This is a genomic window from Pseudomonas sp. GW823-FHT02C02 (genome assembly GCF_058797635.1).
Genome location: NZ_JBXAJV010000021.1, coordinates 86419 through 104037 on the forward strand (window position 1 = coordinate 86419; position 17619 = coordinate 104037).

The 17619-nt window shown below is 57.1% G+C and carries 19 protein-coding genes; 10 read left to right on the plus strand and 9 right to left on the minus strand.

Annotated elements, in window-relative coordinates; translation table 11 throughout:
- Positions 1–9 precede the first annotated feature (9 nt).
- On the plus strand, positions 10–465 hold the full coding sequence (locus tag AC1ROI_RS28955; RefSeq protein ID WP_102594477.1) for a VOC family protein: 456 nt from the start codon (positions 10–12) through the stop codon (positions 463–465).
- Positions 466–627: 162 nt separating this feature from the next.
- Positions 628–1260 (plus strand): isochorismate family cysteine hydrolase YcaC, encoded by a 633-nt coding sequence (ycaC, locus tag AC1ROI_RS28960; RefSeq protein ID WP_077749496.1) that lies wholly within the window; start codon positions 628–630, stop codon positions 1258–1260.
- 200 nt (positions 1261–1460) lie between these two features.
- Here ycaC and AC1ROI_RS28965 read toward each other — a convergent pair whose 3' ends face one another.
- On the minus strand, positions 1461–2369 hold the full coding sequence (locus tag AC1ROI_RS28965) for a glycine betaine ABC transporter substrate-binding protein (RefSeq protein WP_102594478.1): 909 nt from the start codon (positions 2367–2369) through the stop codon (positions 1461–1463).
- Positions 2370–2687: 318 nt separating this feature from the next.
- On the opposite strand from AC1ROI_RS28965, the gene AC1ROI_RS28970 reads away from it, so the two are divergent.
- Positions 2688–4724: an NADH:flavin oxidoreductase gene (locus AC1ROI_RS28970; RefSeq protein ID WP_102594479.1), complete on the plus strand. Its 2037-nt coding sequence runs from the start codon at positions 2688–2690 to the stop codon at positions 4722–4724.
- A 68-nt stretch (positions 4725–4792) separates the two neighbouring features.
- Here the strand turns inward: AC1ROI_RS28970 and AC1ROI_RS28975 are convergent, their stop codons facing one another.
- The 3 genes from AC1ROI_RS28975 to AC1ROI_RS28985 form a co-directional block, all read right to left on the minus strand.
- Entirely contained in the window at positions 4793–5569 is a 777-nt protein-coding gene (locus tag AC1ROI_RS28975; RefSeq protein ID WP_102594480.1) for a pyrroline-5-carboxylate reductase family protein, read from the minus strand.
- Positions 5559–6266: a TetR/AcrR family transcriptional regulator gene (locus tag AC1ROI_RS28980; protein WP_010455399.1), complete on the minus strand. Its 708-nt coding sequence runs from the start codon at positions 6264–6266 to the stop codon at positions 5559–5561. The genes AC1ROI_RS28975 and AC1ROI_RS28980 overlap by 11 nt, the downstream gene beginning before the upstream one ends.
- A 181-nt stretch (positions 6267–6447) precedes the next feature.
- Positions 6448–7851: an MmgE/PrpD family protein gene (locus tag AC1ROI_RS28985; protein ID WP_102594481.1), complete on the minus strand. Its 1404-nt coding sequence runs from the start codon at positions 7849–7851 to the stop codon at positions 6448–6450.
- 259 nt (positions 7852–8110) lie between these two features.
- Between AC1ROI_RS28985 and AC1ROI_RS28990 the strand changes: the two genes are divergently transcribed.
- Together AC1ROI_RS28990 and AC1ROI_RS28995 are read left to right on the plus strand one after the other, a co-directional pair.
- A complete protein-coding gene (locus AC1ROI_RS28990) occupies positions 8111–9412 on the plus strand; it encodes a cation:dicarboxylate symporter family transporter (protein ID WP_102594482.1) in 1302 nt (433 codons plus the stop codon).
- 674 nt (positions 9413–10086) lie between these two features.
- Positions 10087–10380, plus strand: a complete 294-nt coding sequence (locus AC1ROI_RS28995; protein ID WP_010455402.1) for a hypothetical protein — start codon at positions 10087–10089, stop codon at positions 10378–10380.
- A 53-nt stretch (positions 10381–10433) separates the two neighbouring features.
- Here AC1ROI_RS28995 and AC1ROI_RS29000 read toward each other — a convergent pair whose 3' ends face one another.
- Positions 10434–10856, minus strand: a complete 423-nt coding sequence (locus AC1ROI_RS29000; RefSeq protein ID WP_010455404.1) for a hypothetical protein — start codon at positions 10854–10856, stop codon at positions 10434–10436.
- 200 nt (positions 10857–11056) lie between these two features.
- Between AC1ROI_RS29000 and AC1ROI_RS29005 the strand changes: the two genes are divergently transcribed.
- Complete coding sequence (locus AC1ROI_RS29005) at positions 11057–11506, plus strand: hypothetical protein (protein WP_102594483.1); 450 nt, start codon at positions 11057–11059, stop codon at positions 11504–11506.
- A 120-nt stretch (positions 11507–11626) separates the two neighbouring features.
- Here AC1ROI_RS29005 and AC1ROI_RS29010 read toward each other — a convergent pair whose 3' ends face one another.
- Positions 11627–12091 (minus strand): GNAT family N-acetyltransferase, encoded by a 465-nt coding sequence (locus tag AC1ROI_RS29010; protein ID WP_010455408.1) that lies wholly within the window; start codon positions 12089–12091, stop codon positions 11627–11629.
- Between the two features lie 369 nt (positions 12092–12460).
- On the opposite strand from AC1ROI_RS29010, the gene AC1ROI_RS29015 reads away from it, so the two are divergent.
- The 4 genes from AC1ROI_RS29015 to AC1ROI_RS29030 all read left to right on the plus strand — a co-directional run bounded on the left by AC1ROI_RS29015 (position 12461) and on the right by AC1ROI_RS29030 (position 14589).
- Entirely contained in the window at positions 12461–12958 is a 498-nt protein-coding gene (locus AC1ROI_RS29015; protein ID WP_083376440.1) for a hypothetical protein, read from the plus strand.
- A 79-nt stretch (positions 12959–13037) separates the two neighbouring features.
- Positions 13038–13469 (plus strand): hypothetical protein, encoded by a 432-nt coding sequence (locus AC1ROI_RS29020; RefSeq protein WP_042932767.1) that lies wholly within the window; start codon positions 13038–13040, stop codon positions 13467–13469.
- A 257-nt stretch (positions 13470–13726) separates the two neighbouring features.
- Complete coding sequence (locus AC1ROI_RS29025; protein WP_077749504.1) at positions 13727–14077, plus strand: DUF6152 family protein; 351 nt, start codon at positions 13727–13729, stop codon at positions 14075–14077.
- Positions 14077–14589, plus strand: coding sequence for a DUF6644 family protein (locus AC1ROI_RS29030; protein WP_083376439.1), 513 nt, complete (start codon positions 14077–14079; stop codon positions 14587–14589). The genes AC1ROI_RS29025 and AC1ROI_RS29030 overlap by 1 nt, the downstream gene beginning before the upstream one ends.
- Positions 14590–14742: 153 nt before the next feature.
- Here the strand turns inward: AC1ROI_RS29030 and AC1ROI_RS29035 are convergent, their stop codons facing one another.
- The 3 genes from AC1ROI_RS29035 to AC1ROI_RS29045 form a co-directional block, all read right to left on the minus strand.
- Entirely contained in the window at positions 14743–15219 is a 477-nt protein-coding gene (locus AC1ROI_RS29035) for an NUDIX hydrolase (protein WP_083376438.1), read from the minus strand.
- A gap of 115 nt (positions 15220–15334) precedes the next feature.
- Positions 15335–15883 (minus strand): cupin domain-containing protein, encoded by a 549-nt coding sequence (locus AC1ROI_RS29040; RefSeq protein WP_007946335.1) that lies wholly within the window; start codon positions 15881–15883, stop codon positions 15335–15337.
- Positions 15884–16300: 417 nt separating this feature from the next.
- Complete coding sequence (locus tag AC1ROI_RS29045; protein WP_010455430.1) at positions 16301–17584, minus strand: NAD(P)/FAD-dependent oxidoreductase; 1284 nt, start codon at positions 17582–17584, stop codon at positions 16301–16303.
- Positions 17585–17619 lie beyond the last annotated feature (35 nt).

The following is a 17619-nucleotide window of genomic DNA, read 5'->3' on the forward strand; positions in this document are numbered from 1 at the left end:
AGGAATGCAATGGAGCTGACGTTCAGTCACGTCGATGTACTGGTCAAGAACCTCGAAGAAGCCTGTGCTTACTACGCACAGATACTGCAAGCCAGGATCTCTAAAACGCTTGTCTGGGAACGCGGTGGTCTGCACGTGCGCTACGCGATTGCGTTAATCGGTGCGGAGCGATTCATGCTGGTACAACCGCTGGCGGGGAACCTGAAGGCGCTCCTGGATTGCGCGGGCGAAGGCATGATTTACCGCCACTGCTACTCCACACCGGACATCGAGAAGGCCTATGACGAATTGATCGCCGCGGGTGTTCAGCCAGAAGACGAGAACGGAAAACCACTCGCCCGTGCGAACCTGCAATCTCCGTCCGGGACCCGCATCATCTGGCTGCCCAAGCGCTTCGGACACTTCTCCATCGAGATATTGGAAGACAAGGCGTTGGAGGCCTTTATCGAGGATGCGTTTGCCTGAATGGGGCTGCGGTGAATGCCCGCTTTCGCCGGTTGGCGATCGATTGTCCCATCCGAGTTGACAGTCAAACCGTTTTCACCCTCTTTTTCCCTTTCCTGTAGATCATTAATCTGAGCCCATGTTGAACGAAGCCACTTACCCCTACAGAGAAAGGATTTCATCATGAGCAACGCCACATACAACCGCCTGAACAAAGACGACGCCGTAGTCCTGATGATCGACCACCAGACCGGTCTGATCTCGCTGGTGCAGGACTTCTCGCCGAACGAGTTCAAGAACAATGTGCTGGCTCTGGCTGACGTGGCCAAGTTCTTCGAACTGCCGACCATCCTGACCACCAGTTTCGAACAAGGCCCAAATGGTCCGCTGGTCCCGGAGCTCAAGGAAATGTTTCCGGACGCGCCCTACATTGCCCGTCCTGGCCAGATCAACGCCTGGGACAACGAAGACTTCGTCAAGGCGATCAAGGCGACCGGTCGCAAACAACTGATCATTGCCGGTGTCGTGACCGATGTGTGCGTGACCTTCCCGACGCTGTCGGCCCTGGCTGAAGGGTTTGAAGTGTTCGTGGTCACGGATTCTTCCGGCACCTTCAACACCACCGTGCAACAGGCAGCGTGGAACCGCATGACGCAAGCCGGTGCGCAAATGATGAACTGGTTCTCGGTCGCCTGCGAGTTGCAGGGCGACTGGCGCAACGACATCGAAGGCCTGGGCAACTTGCTGTCCCAGCGCATTCCGAACTACCGCAACCTGATGAACAGCTACTCGGCCATGGCAGCGCGCCAGGCATAAAGAAAACGGGCGATGATGACCTCATCGCCCGTTGTCTTGTCAGCTTCATGGGACAGTCAGACACGCTGCCTTCTATGAATTGGCAGGAGTGGAGCATGACCGTTGTCGAGATCGAAGAGCGGCATTGACGAGGTGGCGGTTGTATAAGCAGTGAGAATGAAAACAAGGCCGCCTTCGCGGCCTTGTGTGTTTTCAGGTGTTCAAGGCTGTCGCGTGCTGACTCGCTGCCCGCCTTGCTCGAACATCGCTTCGAAACGCGGTTTGTTGGCCGCGTAATAAGCGGCCACGGCCTGGTCAGAGGAGGTTTGGCGTGCCTGCATCATCAGCGCTTCCAGGTCCGCCTGGGGGATCGAGTAATGAGCGAAGAAATACGCCACTTCCGGGTACTGCTGGCTAAAACCTTTGCGCGCCATGGCGTGAATCTGCTCGGCGCCACCAAAGATATGCTTGGGATCATCCAGGTAACGCAGTGACCACTTGGAGAACATCCAGTGTGGGCTCCAGGCATTGACCAGGGACCATTTGTCACGTTTGAGGTTGCGGTCCAGCTCATTGAGCATGCCGGTTTCCGAGGAGGCCACCAGCTTGTACCCGTCGAGCTTGTATTCTTCCATGGCCTTGACCGTGAGCTTGTATTGGCCATTGCCGACTTCAGAGGTGAGGATCTTGCCGTCGAGTTTTTCCCGGACCTGCGGTTTGTTCAGATCCTCGACGCTCGCCACTTCACTGATGGGCACCGAGGTGGGCACGGCCATGCCGATCCGCCCTTCATACAGCACGCCGAGGTCTTCCAGCCGGTCCTTGTACTTGTCGTAAAACGCCTTGTGGGTACTCGGTAGCCACACCATCGGGATCAGGTCGATATTACCGTTGGCCAGCGCCTGGAATTGAATGCCAATGTCGGCCATCACCAGTTTGACCGGTTGCTTGAGATGTTCCTGCAACGCGGTGCTGGCCAGTTTGACGGTGATTTCGGTGTCGGACCAATTGACCCAGCCAATGCGCACGGGCTCTGGTTCAGCAGCCTGAACCAGCGCTGCACTTGCTCCAAGCGCAAAGCCGAAAAGGCAGGCACAGGCTTTTTTTCGATACGGCGAACGAGCGTTCATCAGGCGTCTTCCTATTGATGTGGGATAGGCAGGTTGTCTTCATTTGAACAGCCTTACGGTCGTGAACAGTGCAGTCTTCGCTGCTTTAAGCCCGGGCAGCGCAGCCCTCTTCTTCTGCCCCTCGCAATCCCATGCATGTCATCCATCCAGAACACTGACGACGGGGTCTCTGCACCCTTTCGAGCTTGATCTTATCGACGAGTTTTGCGGCGCGCAAGAAAAATGTACACCTGTGTCAACGATGATTGACACAGGTGTACAGTTATCCTAATTTCAACTCGCCAAGCCCGATGAAGCCCCACTACGGAGCGCACCACGATGTCCAGCGATCCCTTGCTGCAACCCTACAAGATCAAGCACCTGACCCTGAAAAACCGGATCATGACCACCGCGCACGAACCGGCCTACCCGGTCGATGGCATGCCGCAGGCGTTGTATCGCGCTTACCACGTCGAACGCGCCAAAGCCGGCGTGGCCCTGACCATGACCGCCGGCTCCGCAGCCGTGTCCCGAGACAGCCCTCCGGTGTTCAACAACGTGCTCGCCTACAAGGACGAAGTGGTCAAATGGATGAAGGACCTGACCGACGAATGCCATGAACACGGCGCGGCCGTGATGATCCAGCTGACACACCTGGGCCGCCGTACCCGCTGGGACAAAGCCGACTGGTTGCCCGTGGTATCGCCCTCGCACCGACGCGAGGCTTCGCACCGGTCCTTCCCGAAGAAGATGGAAGACTGGGACATCGAGCGGATCATCAAGGACTACGTGGATGCCGCCGAGCGCATGAAGGCGGCCGGGCTTGATGGCCTGGAATTACAGGCTTACGGGCACCTGATGGATCAGTTCTGGTCACCGCTGACCAATGACCTCGAAGGCCCTTACGGTGGCTCGCTGGAAAACCGCATGCGCTTTACGTTCGACATCCTCAGGGGCATCCGCCAGCGGGTCGGCGAAGATTTCCTGCTGGGTGTGCGCTATACGGGTGACGAACAACTGCCGGGCGGCTTCAATGCCAGCGAGGGCATGCAGGTCTCACACATGCTCAAGGACAGCGGGCTGGTGGACTTCCTGAACGTCGTGCGCGGCCACATCGACACCGACGCGGGCCTGACCGACGTCATCCCGATCCAGGGCATGCGCAATTCCCCGCACCTGGACTTCGCCGGCGAGATTCGCTCCGCCACGGGTTTTCCGACCTTCCACGCCGCGAAGATTCCCGACGTTGCCACCGCGCGTTACGCCATTGCGTCAGGCAAGGTGGACATGGTGGGCATGACCCGCGCGCACATGACCGACCCGCACATCGTGCGCAAAATCATCGAGAAGCGTGAAGAAGATATCCGTCCGTGCGTGGGTGCGAATTACTGCCTGGACCGGATCTATCAGGGTGGCGCCGCCTATTGCATCCACAACCCGGCGACCGGCCGGGAAACCACGATGCCCCATGACATTCCCAAAGCGGCGGTGAAGCGCAAGGTCCTGGTCATCGGTAGCGGCCCCGCAGGTCTGGAGGCGGCGCGCGTGGCCGGCGAGCGCGGCCACGATGTCACCGTGCTGGAAGCGGCCGACCGCCCTGGCGGCCAAATCCGGCTGACGGCGCTGAGCGAGCGCCGACGCGAAATGATCGGCATCATCGATTGGCGGATGAGCCAGTGCGAGCGCCTGGGCGTCAAATTCCACTTCAACACCTGGGCCGAGGCCGACACGGTATTGGCCCATGAACCGGACGTGGTAATCGTTGCCACCGGCGGCCTGCCCCATACCGAGGTGCTGTCGCAGGGCAATGACCTGGTGGTCTCGACCTGGGACATCATCTCCGGCGATGTAAAGCCTGGCCACAATGTCCTGATCTTCGATGATGCTGGCGACCACGCCGCCCTGCAGGCGGCCGAGGTCATCGCGCAAAGCGGTGCGACCGTCGAGATCGTCACCCCAGACCGGTCGTTTGCACCCGAAGTCATGGCGATGAACCTGGTGCCCTACATGCGCAGCCTGCAGGACCTGGCCGTCACCTTCACCGTCACCTATCGGGTCGAAGCGGTCGAGAAACGCGATGGCAGGCTCATTGCGACCTTCGGCAGCGATTACGGCAAGGTCCACAAGCAACGCGTGGTCGATCAGGTCGTCGTCAACCACGGCACGATCCCCCTGGATGACCTGTATTTCGACCTTCGTCCTCATTCGAGCAATGAAGGCGCAGTCGAACAGCACGACCTCATCGCGGGCAACGCACAGCACATCGTCACCAACCCTCAAGGGCGTTTCCAGTTGTTCAGGATTGGTGATGCGGTGTCCGCTCGAAATACCCATGCGGCGATCTATGATGCGTTGCGACTGGTGAAAGATATTTGACTCGACAGCCTCCTTCCCTGAGCGGAAGGAGGCGCCTCGGGCGCAAAGTGTGTGCCCAAACCGATCGACTACATGCCTCGCCGAGCCACTTGCGCGCCTTCCTGCACGGCACGCCCCACCATGGCTTCGATGCCCTGATCAGCCATCGACTGCAGCACGGCCGCCGTCACCCCGCGATAAGCCATCAAGTTTTCAATCATTTGCCGGGGATCGTGGCTGGCGAGTAATTGACCGCCACCCACCACCACACCTTGTGCGGCTCGTTGTGCGATCGCGGCCGGGATGCCCGCCGCCACCGCCTGATTCATCAACGCCTGATGCAACATCGCCGCCAAGGCAGGCCCGGTGCCGGACAGCGCGCTGAGGTAATCGATACAGTCCTCATTCGGCACTTCATCCGCCGTGCCCACGCATTCGAACAACCGTTGCACCAGCGCTCGGTCCTGCTCGCACAGACTGGCAGGACAGCACCAAGGCGTGAACGACTGCCTGATTTCCACCGCCGCATTCGGCATCGCCCGTACCACCACTTCGGCGCCCGTTGCCGCGCGAATAGCCGCCGCCGGAACCCCGGCCATCAGGGAAATCACGAGCTTGCCCTTGGCGTTTATCCGCAGTTCGCGAAATTGTTCTGGCCGGATCGACAGCACAACGATATCGCTGAGATCCACCAGCAACTGGTTGTCAGCCAGCAGCCGCACCGGTGGTTCGAACGTGTGGGTGCCGGACCGGTTCGAGACCAGCAAACGATCAGGACGGATGAAGCCGGTATCGAGCAGCGCCTGCGCAATCGCGCGGCCCAGCCAGCCGGTGCCACCGATGATGCCCAGGGTTCTATTCTGCATCGGGGGTGGCCTCCTCAAAGCTGTCGACCCGTGACACGAAAACCCCCGGCTCTTTTTCTGCGTAGCCGAATTTCCCATAAAACCGGTCGAGCTCGCGCCGCTTCGGTGCTTTGCCGGTAAATACGGTGACGTACTCAGGGATTCGCCGGAAACGCACGACGATATCCTCAGTGGTTTTCATGGAAATGTAGCCGATCTGGGTGAGATAGATCGTTCTGGCCCGAGCGTCGGCGGCCGCAACCTCATAACCGAACCGTCGGAACATCGCGGCCAGGGCATTGATTCGCGCTTCATCAGCCAGCGCGATTTCGGCGGACACCTCAGCCGATTGCAGCGCCCAGCTGCGCACGGCAAATTCAAACTGCGAGTCAAACAAATCAGGGTTTAACCAGCATTCGAAAACGTTGAGGATCGCTTCGGAAATACTTTCTGAATAACTCTCGCACTGGCCAATCAGGCCGCCGGTGTTCTTGTCCCGCCACCGCGCCAGCAGCGCCGCGAGCAACTGCTCCCGGTCTTCATAAAACCAGTAGAAACTGGTGCGCGACAAATTCAGCCGCTTGGCCAACGGCATCACCCGCACGGCGTCCACACCGGATTCCTTCAGCGCATCGTAAGCTGCGTCCAGCCAGCCATTGACGGAGCCACGCCAACCCGCTTCTTGCGCCTTGATTCGCGTCTTTCCTGCCTGCGGCATTTTGGCTTCCTCTTTGATATCTGATGTCCCGGCAACTGTACGCGGCTGCGTGCAAGCCGTACATAAAATGTACATCAACGTACATTTTTTAGACGGCGGTGGACACTGGAATTATTTTCAAGAGGCGGCATCGGCCAGACTTCACCAGAAATGAAGACCTCGCCCTGATCATATATCCCGATTAACGACGACTTCCAAAGGGCCGTACCAGCTCTCCAACGTCAGCCAGCGACTCCAGCCGCGCGACCGTCCGCTCCAGTTCTACAATCGTGGAAAAAGGAAGACGCCCTTCGCACAGCGACCGAAACTTTTGTATGAGCCGCTCTTGTTGCGCGCCGAGGTCCGTTTCCGGCTGACTTGAATCATGCCGGCGCTCCAGTTTCCGTCCGTCTCGCAATGTGATCCCTACAGTCGTTTCCGGCACTCGCAATGCCGGGTCCAGAATCACCTGCGCCAACCCCTGCAAAGCCAACACCTGCGGATCCACCACGCTCAGCTCATTAAAGGCTTTGGGGTCAGCGGTGTTTTTACCGAGCAACGCCATCGCCACCGTGTGCTTGAGGCTAAACCTGGCCTGCATCGGCGTGGCAGGCCTGGCGATGTTGCAGATGTCGTCGCAATGAGGGTTTACGCGAATATCAATCGCAACGATGTCGGAAACTTTCATGGCTTCAGTACGAACCAGGTAAAGCGCACTTTCAATGGCCGAATGGGTTTCGTAGCAAGTGTTGTGATATTTGAAGAGATTGGTTTCCAGATGAAAGCCATAGGCCGGTGCGGCGTCTGTGGTCTCGACAGCAAAATCGGCTACATAGCGGGGTGTTCTCAGCGCGCAATGCACGGCCATGTCGCTCGAGTGCGTCCGTGCGAACCCGAGGCGATGACCGATCATATCCTCGGAAACATCCACGCCTCTTTGCGCCAGCATCGCAGCCACCAGCCCACTGCGTGCAGCCTCTCCAACCTGCAGCGCCTTGCACGAAGACCCGAACGCCGCTTTCAGCCCTGCCGCACGCGTCGATGCAATGCCCAAGGCCCGCGCGGTCGTTTGCGCGTCAAGGCCGAGCAAGCGAGATGCTGCGGCAGCCGCCCCGAAACAGCCCATCGTCGCCGTCGCATGAAAACCTTTCGCATAATGATTGGGGGCGACCAATTGACCGACGCGGCACGAGGTTTCATAACCGGCAACAAACGCCTCCAGCAGTTGTGCACCACTGGCCTGGAGGTCTTCACCCAGCGCCAGCGCCGCTGCCAGTACTGGCGCGGTGGCATGTCCCGGAATGGAAAAATTGACGTCATCGTAGTCAAGCGCATGGGACGCCATACCATTGACCAGCGCTGCCGTCGAAGCAGGAAGGCGATCAACCTGACCTACCAGCGAGCAGCGAGGATGGCCGCCCTCCGACACCATGAGCCCGGCCAGCGTCTGCGAAACGGAATCATCGGCGCCGGCCACGGTGACGCCCAGCCAGTCGAGTACAGCCTGGCGGGCAATGCGCAACACCTGCGGGGGAATATCCTCCAACCGGAGGCTGACGACCAAAGACGCCAACTCAAGGGTGATGTTCTTGTTTGTATTTCCCATAACGTCCTCAACCGGAATGTCGCGTTCTTGTTTTGTCCACGTTTCCGGTGATCGTCAAACAGGGTTCAGGTCAGCTCAAGCGAGATAAAGTCCCGATTCGCTTGATCAAAAATCAATGCATACCACTCCCGTCTAAAACGTCTCAGGCTTGATTTTTCCTCAACAACAAAAGGCCAAAAACTCGTTTGTCTGCGGCATGGGTTACTTCTGTAATTCCCCCTCGTCACTACTCGACAATAACAACAACGAGGCCACAGACATGTCCACCAAAGAAAAGAAGCCCATCTATAAAAACCTCACGTTCCAGGTAGTCGTCGCCACGGGGCTGGGTATCGCTTTAGGCTTCCTCGCGCCGGAACTGGCTGTCAAATTCAAAATGCTTGGCGACCTCTTTCTCAAACTGATCAAGACCGCCGTGGCGCCCTTGGTGTTTTTCACGGTGGTCCAGGGCATTGCCTCGGCAGGCGATATCAAACGCGTCGGCAAAGTCGGCGTGAGAGCAATTATCTATTTCGAGGTGGTTTCCACCCTCGCCTTGGCCATTGGTCTCTTGTGGGGCAACTTGCTGGATATCGGCGCCAACATGCACGGCGCCCACCCAAACAGCGCGGCAACAGCGGCAGCCAACGCGGCCGTCGCCAAAGCCCACGCTCCGGCATCGACCATGGAGTTTATTTACAGCATCTTTCCGGACAACTTCGTCGGTGCGTTCTCCGGCGGGCAAATGCTCCAGGTGCTGGTTATCTCGGTGGTGTTTGGTTTCGCTCTGCTGGCTCTTAAACCGGAACGTCGCAACTTCATTGAAGACGGATTGCATCGGATCTCCGAATGCTTCTTCGAATTCATTAACCTGATCATGAAACTTGCCCCACTCGGCGCCTTCGGTTCCGTGGCCTATGCCGTCGGCAGCAACGGCAGCGCGGTACTGATGTCATTGGCCAACCTGGTGCTGATGTTCTATGTGGTGGTCGCCTTCTTTATCCTCATCATCCTGGGCGCGATATGCCGACTGTCCGGGTTCAGCCTTTGGCGATTTATGAAGTACATCAAGGATGAAATCCTCATCGTCCTGGGGACCGCCTCTTCGGAAAGCGTCCTGCCGCGCCTGCTGCAAAAACTTGAAAAGTTTGGCTGTTCCAAACAAAGCGTCGGCCTGGTGCTGCCCACCGGGTATGCGTTCAACCTGGATGGCACATCGATCTACATGTCACTCTGCGTACTGTTCATTGCCAACGCCTACGGCGTGCCACTGAGCTGGGACGAGCAGCTGGGAATACTCGCCGTCATGCTGCTGACCTCCAAAGGCGCGGCAACCGTGAATGGCGGCAGCTTTGTGGTCTTCGCCGCGACAGTAAGCGCCATCGGCGTGTTACCGGTTGAAGGACTGGCGCTGATTTTTGGAGTGTATCGGTTTATGTCGATGGCTAACGCACTCTGCAACACCATTGGGAATAGTGTCGCTACGGTCGTGGTGTCGAGATGGGCCGGGGAGTTTTCCGAGCAGACGGCACAGGTTGAATATGAACGTGCTCTTGGCCGGATGCCTAACGCGGCGCTTTGATGACGGGCCAAGATGCTTGACCGACGAGAGTGCCGTAAGGGCGGCACTCATCGCTTGAATCAGCATTCAACCGGCAATGCGAGTCGGCACAGCCGAAAGCTCGGGCTGCTTTGTACAATCTATGAATCTCGACGTCCGAATTTCACGTAGGAAACCACAACCTGTGGCGAGGGAGCTTGCTCCCGCTGGGCGGCGAAGCAGCCCCAAAATCCGACAACATTTTAAACATGCCTACATCCCGTAGCCGCTGGCGAAGCCTGCGTTCGACTGCACAGCAGCCGCAAATCCGGCACGCACGGTTCAGCTGGCATTAAACACGTTCTGATTTCCCGACTGTTATTCAGCTGAATGCAGGATCCGCCATCAGCCACAAAGTAACGATTTTGGTCCTACACACCCGTTTGCAGGCACCAAAATCGCCGCCTATATTCGACCCGTCGCTGACTGTATTAGCGATAGGGTTTCGCAGCCCTCAAGATTGACACCAAAACACCGTCAGGCATGATGCAGCCGACTCCGGCTGCAAAGTGTTTTATGGCGGTTGTGCGTGGGAGACCCTCGGGTCTGCCGGGTCTTGGTGTAAATCCTCCGGTCTGCGAACCCGCGCACAGCTGCCACCCAATTTGTTTCGCAGCAAACGGTGGTAATTCTTCTTTTTTATTAGGATTTACACCATGACAGCTCAACAACCGCCTCGCCGCTTCACTCCCATGTCCCAACTCGCCACCGACTACCCCGTCCTGCTCATCGACTACGACGCCCCGCTGCGCGAACTCCACAACTGCCTCAGCGAACGCCTCAACGCCGTCCTCAAATACCTCAACCTCATGGCCTGCACCAGCCTCCCCGACTATGCCGAACACGACATCAACACCGTCACCAACATCGCCCGGATCATGGTCCAGGATGTGAGCGATGTGTTTCGGGTGATTGAGCAGCGTGGGTTTGATGCACCCAAGAGTCAGTGATCAAAGTTGAGTCGTAAAAAAACCCGCACTGAGTTGCGGGTTTTTTGTGTTGTTCAGGCCTGTCGAGTTGGCGAGTGAATTGTCTTCTCTATCAGCGCCGCGACATCCTTCGCACCAAAACACCGGAATTTAACGCTGCCAGCGCCGGTATCCAGACGGATGATCTTCGTCATGAACCCGCCTTCAATAGTGACCTTTCGGATGAATGCCAGTGGGAGCTCAATATCCAGCGTCCCGTCCTGAACGAGGCGGTTCATGGCATTGGCACTCAAACGAACCATTTTTTGCGTCAGCTCCATCTTCCCGCCGACCCAAAGTCCTCCGTATGCTTCCTTGAAGGCCTCCAGCACATCGCCCAACGCGTCCACATCCCCTGCCTCGGCCATGGAATACAAATCGTCCACGTTGCCGTAATTCACCTCGGCATCGGCCACCAGAAAATTGACCAACTTCGACTTCAAAACCTGTCCAGTCATCCTTGCCTCTCCATTATTGGAAAATGGCGACAGGCCTATTTACTCAAATAGTTCTATCACCTTTTCCTGTCACCTTTTTCTTGCCTTTTCTGCCTGGAACTTTACTACAAAATGATGTCGATATGATGGCGCACCACGACATCTTGTCAGTGGGGCTACCAGAGTCAGGCTGATTCCTGATAAAACCATGGACGTATGTGATGAGACTGATCCTTGCTGTGTTTTTGATGCTTAGCGGGTATGCCTACGCGGGTTGTGCCAACATCAGCGACAGTGACCAGCGCAACTACTGTAATGCCAAATCAGGTAACGGGAGTTGTGCGAGTATCAACAACTCGGATTTGCGCAATGCCTGCAACGCGGAGACCGGCAGCGGCAGCGGCAGTTGCGCCAACATCAATGACAGTGACCAGCGCAACTACTGTAATGCCAAAATAGGCAATGGGGGCTGTGCGAATATCAACAACTCGGATTTGCGCAATGCCTGCAACGCGGAGACCGGCAGCGGCAGCGGCAGCGGCAGCGGCAGTTGCGCCAACATCAATGACAGCGACCAGCGCAACTACTGTAATGCCAAAATAGGGAACGGGAGCTGTGCGAATATCAGCAACAGCGACCTGCGTAACCAGTGTGATTCATTGAAGCGATGATCAAACAGTTCATCGAGTGAACCAAGTAGAAGCCACAACCGATTTCAGCCACAAATTACCCGCATCACTGCGGGTTTTTCATGACCTGTATTTACCCCTGCCCGCCTTCCCCGATCAAGGCTAAAGCCTCTTCGCCATAGGCACACACGCCAACTGAAGCCCTGAAGGCGCATGGTAAACAGCAGGTTCGTCACCCACGAAACCGCAGCGCCGGTAAAAATCAGTCGCGTTCAACGTAGCGTCCAGATTGACCGCCTTCAGGCCCAACTCCCGCGCCAGGCATTCCAGATGGCTGAGCATCTTCAAGCCGATGCCTTGTTGCATGAAACCCGGCAGCACAAAGATCGCGCCGATTTCGCTGTTGTCCAGATCAAGCATCCCTGTCGCCACTGGTTCACCTTGAATGCAGCCCAGGTAAAAGTGCTTTTCCATTAAGTCGCCATACCCATCTTTGGCGGCTCCGACGGTCCAGGCGAGCATTTGTTCTGCGGTATAAGCGCCGATGCATTGGTGCCGTATCGCTTGAAGGCGGATATCGAATGCGGTCTGGGCATCGCTTGGTTCGGCGCGTCTGATCTCAAACATTTCATTCTCCTTGAGCCATCGGTGGACGGAGAACTAAAAAGCCCCGTCCATCTCTGGCGGGGCCTTGGGTAACTACGTCAAATCTGATGAACGCGTGACCTCACGGCCCGCCAGCGGCGGTCATGGAGGAACACATCATGTTCATGCGGGAAATGTAGATCATGGGTCGATAGTGTTTTGGATGAACGGGGTTGTCAATTTTGATGGGGAAAATAAATGCGTTCCCTTGTACATATTTCGCTCCTCACACTCTCTTTTTCTGTCTTGGAACTTTTTAACCAGATGATGTCGATATGATGGCGCACCACAACATCAATCAGTGGGCCAACCAGCGCCAGGCTGTTTCCTGGAAAACCATGGACGTGTGTGATGAGACTGATTATTGCAGCGCTTTTGATGCTTAGCGGGTATGCCCACGCCAGTTGTGCCAGCATCAGTGACAGTGACCAGCGCTACTACTGTAATGCTAGAGCAGGTGGCGGGAGCTGTGCGGGTATCCGTAACTCAGGTTTGCGCATTGCTTGTTATGCGGAGACCGGCAACGTCAGAGGCAACGGCAGCGTCAACGTCAGAGGTAATGGCAATGGCAATGGCAACGGCAGCGGCAACTTCAGCGGCAGTTGTGCCGCCATCAGCGACAGTGACCAGCGTTACTACTGTAATGCCAAAGCAGGTAACGGAAGCTGTGCGGGGATCAATAACTCAGATTTGCGTAATGCTTGTAATGCGGAGACCGGCAACGGCAGTTGTGCGGGCATCAATGACAGTGACCAGCGCTACTACTGTAATGCCAAAGCAGGTAACGGAAGCTGTGCGGGTATCAGAAACAGCGACCTGCGCAACCAATGTAATGCCTTGAATCACTGAGAGCACGGCTCATCCGAGTCCCCATTCATCCTGGGCCACTCCGCGCCATGCGGCTCCCGGGCAATCAAGGAAGTGTGCAATGAGACTAATACTCGCAGTGATGCTGATGTTCAGCAGCTACGTTTACGCCAGTTGCGAAAACATCAGCAACGATGACCAGCGTAACTATTGCAAGGCGCGTGAGGGCCGAGGCGGTTGTCAGAATATTAAGAACGACGACCAGCGCAACGCCTGCAAAGCGGAAACGGAGGGTACGAGTGATTGTGGAAACATTCGCGACAATGACCAGCGCAACTATTGCAAAGCCAAGCAGGGTTCGGGAGGGTGCCAAAACATCAAGAACGACGACATGCGCAATGCCTGCAAAGCGCAAACAGAAGGTACGAGTGACTGTGGAAACATTCGCGACAATGACCAGCGCAATTACTGCAAGGCCCAGCAAGGCTCCGGAGGTTGCCAGAACATCAAGGACGACGGTCTGCGCAATCAGTGCAAATCCATGGCGCCTTAGCTGAACGGCACAGCGACAGCCGCGTGATAAAGGTGACAGGTCTTTTATTTAAATAGATCTGTCACCTTTTCCACCTACGTCCCCTTTTACCTAGAAACCACCCTCCGTGGCGAGGGAGCTTGCTCCCGCTGGACGGCGAAGCCGTCCCGGCCTCCCCTCATCAAGAATCTGTACTATTTTTAAGACTCTCTGGATTGACCTGTTCCCGATCAGAACAGGTCGACGGTCATCAATGATCCGTAACAGGAGATTGCATCATGAAGCGCTTGCTTGGGGCTCTTGGGTTCTCAACGTTACTGGTGGCATCGACGGTGTTCGCTCATCACGGCTGGAGTGAGTATGACTCGAGCAAACCCTTGCAGTTGAACGGAACGATCGAGGAGTCCGGTTATTCCCACCCGCACGGGTTCATTCGCCTGAAGACCGACGACAAGACCTGGAGTGTCGTGCTTGCGCCGCCATCGCGCATGGAAAACCGGGGGCTTTCCAGGGAAATGCTGAGTGTCGGAAAACGGGCTACGGTGGTGGGCTATCAGAATCGCAACAACCCCGATGAACTGCGCGCAGAACGCATCACGGTCGACAACAAAACCACTGAGTTACGTTGATGCAGACAACTGGCACCCGCGGTGGATCGGGTCTGGACGGCTGGCTGGACGATGTGGGTGACTCGCCACTCGGGTTGGCCATGCGAAGCGAGTTATGGCTGTATCCGATCGTCGAGGTGGTTCACATCATTGGCTTCGTGGTGCTTGTCGGCTCGGTCGTCATGTTCGATCTGCGGGTTCTCGGGCTGTCGAGAGATCTTCCGGTGACGGCACTGGCCCGCCACCTGCTGAGGTGGGGAGTCGCGGCCCTGCTGTTGATCGTCCCGGCGGGGCTGATGATGTTTTCAGCCCATCCGCACGACTTCGCATCTAACAGCGTTTTTATTCTGAAGCTGTGCTTGATCGGTATTGCGGGCCTCAACGCGGCTCTTTTTCATGTGGGTGTCTTTCGGTCAGTAGCCCGATGGAACACCGACGCCGCGGCGCCAGGAATAGCAAAAATCCAGGCGATATTTTCGATTATGTTATGGATCAGCGTGGTGCTCTGCGGACGATTGCTGGCTTACACCTGACTGGGAGACATTAAAAAAAGTACCAGATCTATGCATCAAATAGATCCGATTTCCGCGTTTACTGGATTGGTCATCGCGATGCTGACCAACGCTTCGGCAGTCAATGTCATTTTCGCTCCTTGAAAGGTGATCGCATCCTTGGCGATCAATAAGTTAAACAGCGCTATTGCTAATGACCGAGCATCCGTCCGGCAGCACAACCTTCTTCAGCAACTCGTATAGCCCAGCAGGCACCAACGGCGTTTCGCCAGTAATACTGTCGAGCGCCAACCACTTCGCTACAAAGGCAGCGCCATCGCTTTCTTGAGCATCCAAGTGGAGCAGCTCATAGACGCTGGCATCCACGAATTTCGCATCGTAGACCTGCACGATTTCGTGCCCGGGCGTGCCGGCATAGGTGAAGATGTTTTCGAGTGTGCCCAACAGGCGAACATCGGTAATGGATAAGCCAAGTTCTTCATCGACTTCACGTAGTACGGCTTGGGCGCTGGTTTCGCCGAACTCGATTCCGCCACCGATTGGGCGCAAGAAGGGCTTTCCAGTAACGGGGTCGAGTGCTTCGTTGACCAGTATCCTGCCATCGTGATGGAAGATGCAGAGTGCGAGGGCTCGGATGCGGGGCGTGGTCATGAGGTGAAGTCCATTTGCTTTGATCAAACCCTGTAGCAGGTGCGTCCATTGGGCATGGCTGTTGGCCGCGGACGCAGCCTTCGGCAGCTGCTAAAGGATGGCGTCCGTTTTGATATCAGAAGTTGGCCGGGGTGTTAGCGCTGATGATTTCCGCTTCATCCTGGCCAATATTGCGGAACTTGTGAGGCAACGTCGTCGGGAAGTAATAGCCGTCGCCAGCGTTGAGCACGCTGATCTGACCATCAACCGTCAACTCAACCGTCCCCCGCGTAACCAGCCCGCACTCCTCGCCTTCCGAATGCACAATCGGCTCTTCCCCCGAACTCGCGCCCGGCGCGTATTGCTCGCGCAAAAGCCGCATCTGCCGGCTCGGCACCGAAGCGCCAATCAACAGCAGCCGCAACCCATGACGCCCAAGATCCGGCTGTTCATTGGCGCGGAATACGTATTGATGCTCACGCGGCGGTTGGTCGAAGGTGAAGAAATCTGCCAAGGACATGGGGATGCCTTCAAGCAGTTTTTTCAGGGAGCTGACGGAGGGACTGACGCGATTCTGTTCGATCAGGGAGATGGTGGCATTGGTGACGCCGCTACGCCGGGCCAGCTCGCGCTGGGACAGTTTGTAGCTTTCGCGTACTAATTTGAGTCGTGAGCCCGTGTCCATGACAGCCTTATGCGAGAAATACTTAAGGGTTATGGGGGTGGATGGCGGGCGACTTTTGGCCGCGAAAGTACCGCTTCCCTGTCCCGGAAATGTGAAAGGCGGGTATTAAATCACGTTTGGTGGTGTTGCTCAGCAGGTTCGATAACTGGTTAGTGAAAAAGCTGAGGGTGCTCATGTCAGACCGTTTGGCGATGTGGGTTCGGGGGGTGTCAGGTGGCGGTGATGGTGGCTGATCTGGCGCCATCGCGAGCAGGCTCACTCCTACAGTTTGGGCCGGGCGTACACACATTCTGTGCACGCCACAGATCTCCTGTAGGAGTGAGCCTGCTCGCGATGGCGGTGTGTCTGGCGACGTCGATGTTGACTGTGCCGCCGTCTTCGCCAGCAAGCTTGGCTCCTACTGGGATTGCGTTGGGCTTAGATCCCGAACCGATCACGCAGCGCGTAATACGCGGCGCCCATGGCAGTGAGTGGCGCCTGGAAGGTGCGGCCGCCGAGCATCGGCATATGCGGGAGCGAGGCGAACGCGTCGAAGCGTTCGGCGTCGCCGCGGATCATTTCCGAGATCAGTTTGCCGGCCAGGTGCGAGCAGGTGACGCCGTGGCCGCTGTAACCTTGCATGTAGTAGGCGTTTTTCTCGATGCGGCCGAATTGCGGCATGCGGGACATGGTCAGCAGAAAGTTGCCGGTCCAGCGGTAGTCGATCTTTACGTCCTTCAGCTGCGGGAAGGTCTTGAGGATTTTCGGCTTGATCAGTTGCTCGATGTCGTCCGGTTCGCGGGCACCGTAGACCACGCCGCCACCGTACAGCAGGCGGTTGTCTGCGGTGAGGCGGTAGTAGTCGAGCAAGTAATTGCAGTCTTCGACGCAGTAGTTGTTTTTGATCAGGCTGCGAGCCACCTTTTCCGACAACGGTTCAGTGACGACGATTTGCGAACCGCACGGCATGCTTTTGCGCGTGACGCGGTTGTCGAGGTCTTGCGGCAGGTAGGCGTTACCGGCGATCAGCAGGTACTTGGCGCGTACGACGCCTTTGGCGGTACGCACGGTGATCGGTTCGCCGTAGGTGATTTCCACGGCCGCCGATTGCTCGTAGATTTTTCCGCCCAGGCCGATGATGGCCGAGGCTTCGCCGAGGGCCAGGTTCAGCGGGTGGATGTGGCCGCCCTGCATGTCGAGCAAGCCGCCGACGTAGTTGTCGCAACCGACTTCGCGCTTGATGTCCGTCGCGTCGAGCATGGTCAGGTTTTTGTTGCCGTAACGTTCCCAGCTGCTTTTCTGCTCGGCCAGGCCTTTGAGCTGCTTTTTGTTCAGCGCAGCGAAGATGCCGCCCGGCTTGTAGTCGCACTGGATGTCGTAGTGCTGTATGCGCTGACGAATGATGTCGGCGCCTTCGAAGATCATGCTGCCGAGGACTTCAGCGGTTTTGTCGCCGTAGCGTTCTTCGATGACATCAACGTCGCGGCTGTAGGAGTTGACCAGTTGGCCGCCATTGCGACCGCTGGCGCCGAAACCGACTTTGGCGGCTTCGAGCACGGTCACGCTGTAGCCCGCTTCGCAGAGGAACAGGGCCGAGGACAGACCGGTGTAGCCGGCGCCAATGATGCAGACGTCGCAGTCCACAGCTTGTTCCAGGACGGGGAAGTCGCCGGTGAAGTTGCGGGTTGCGGCGTAGTAGCTATTTACATGAGTCTGTTTCATAGGTTTCTCCGATGGTCGCCGACACAAGCCGGCGG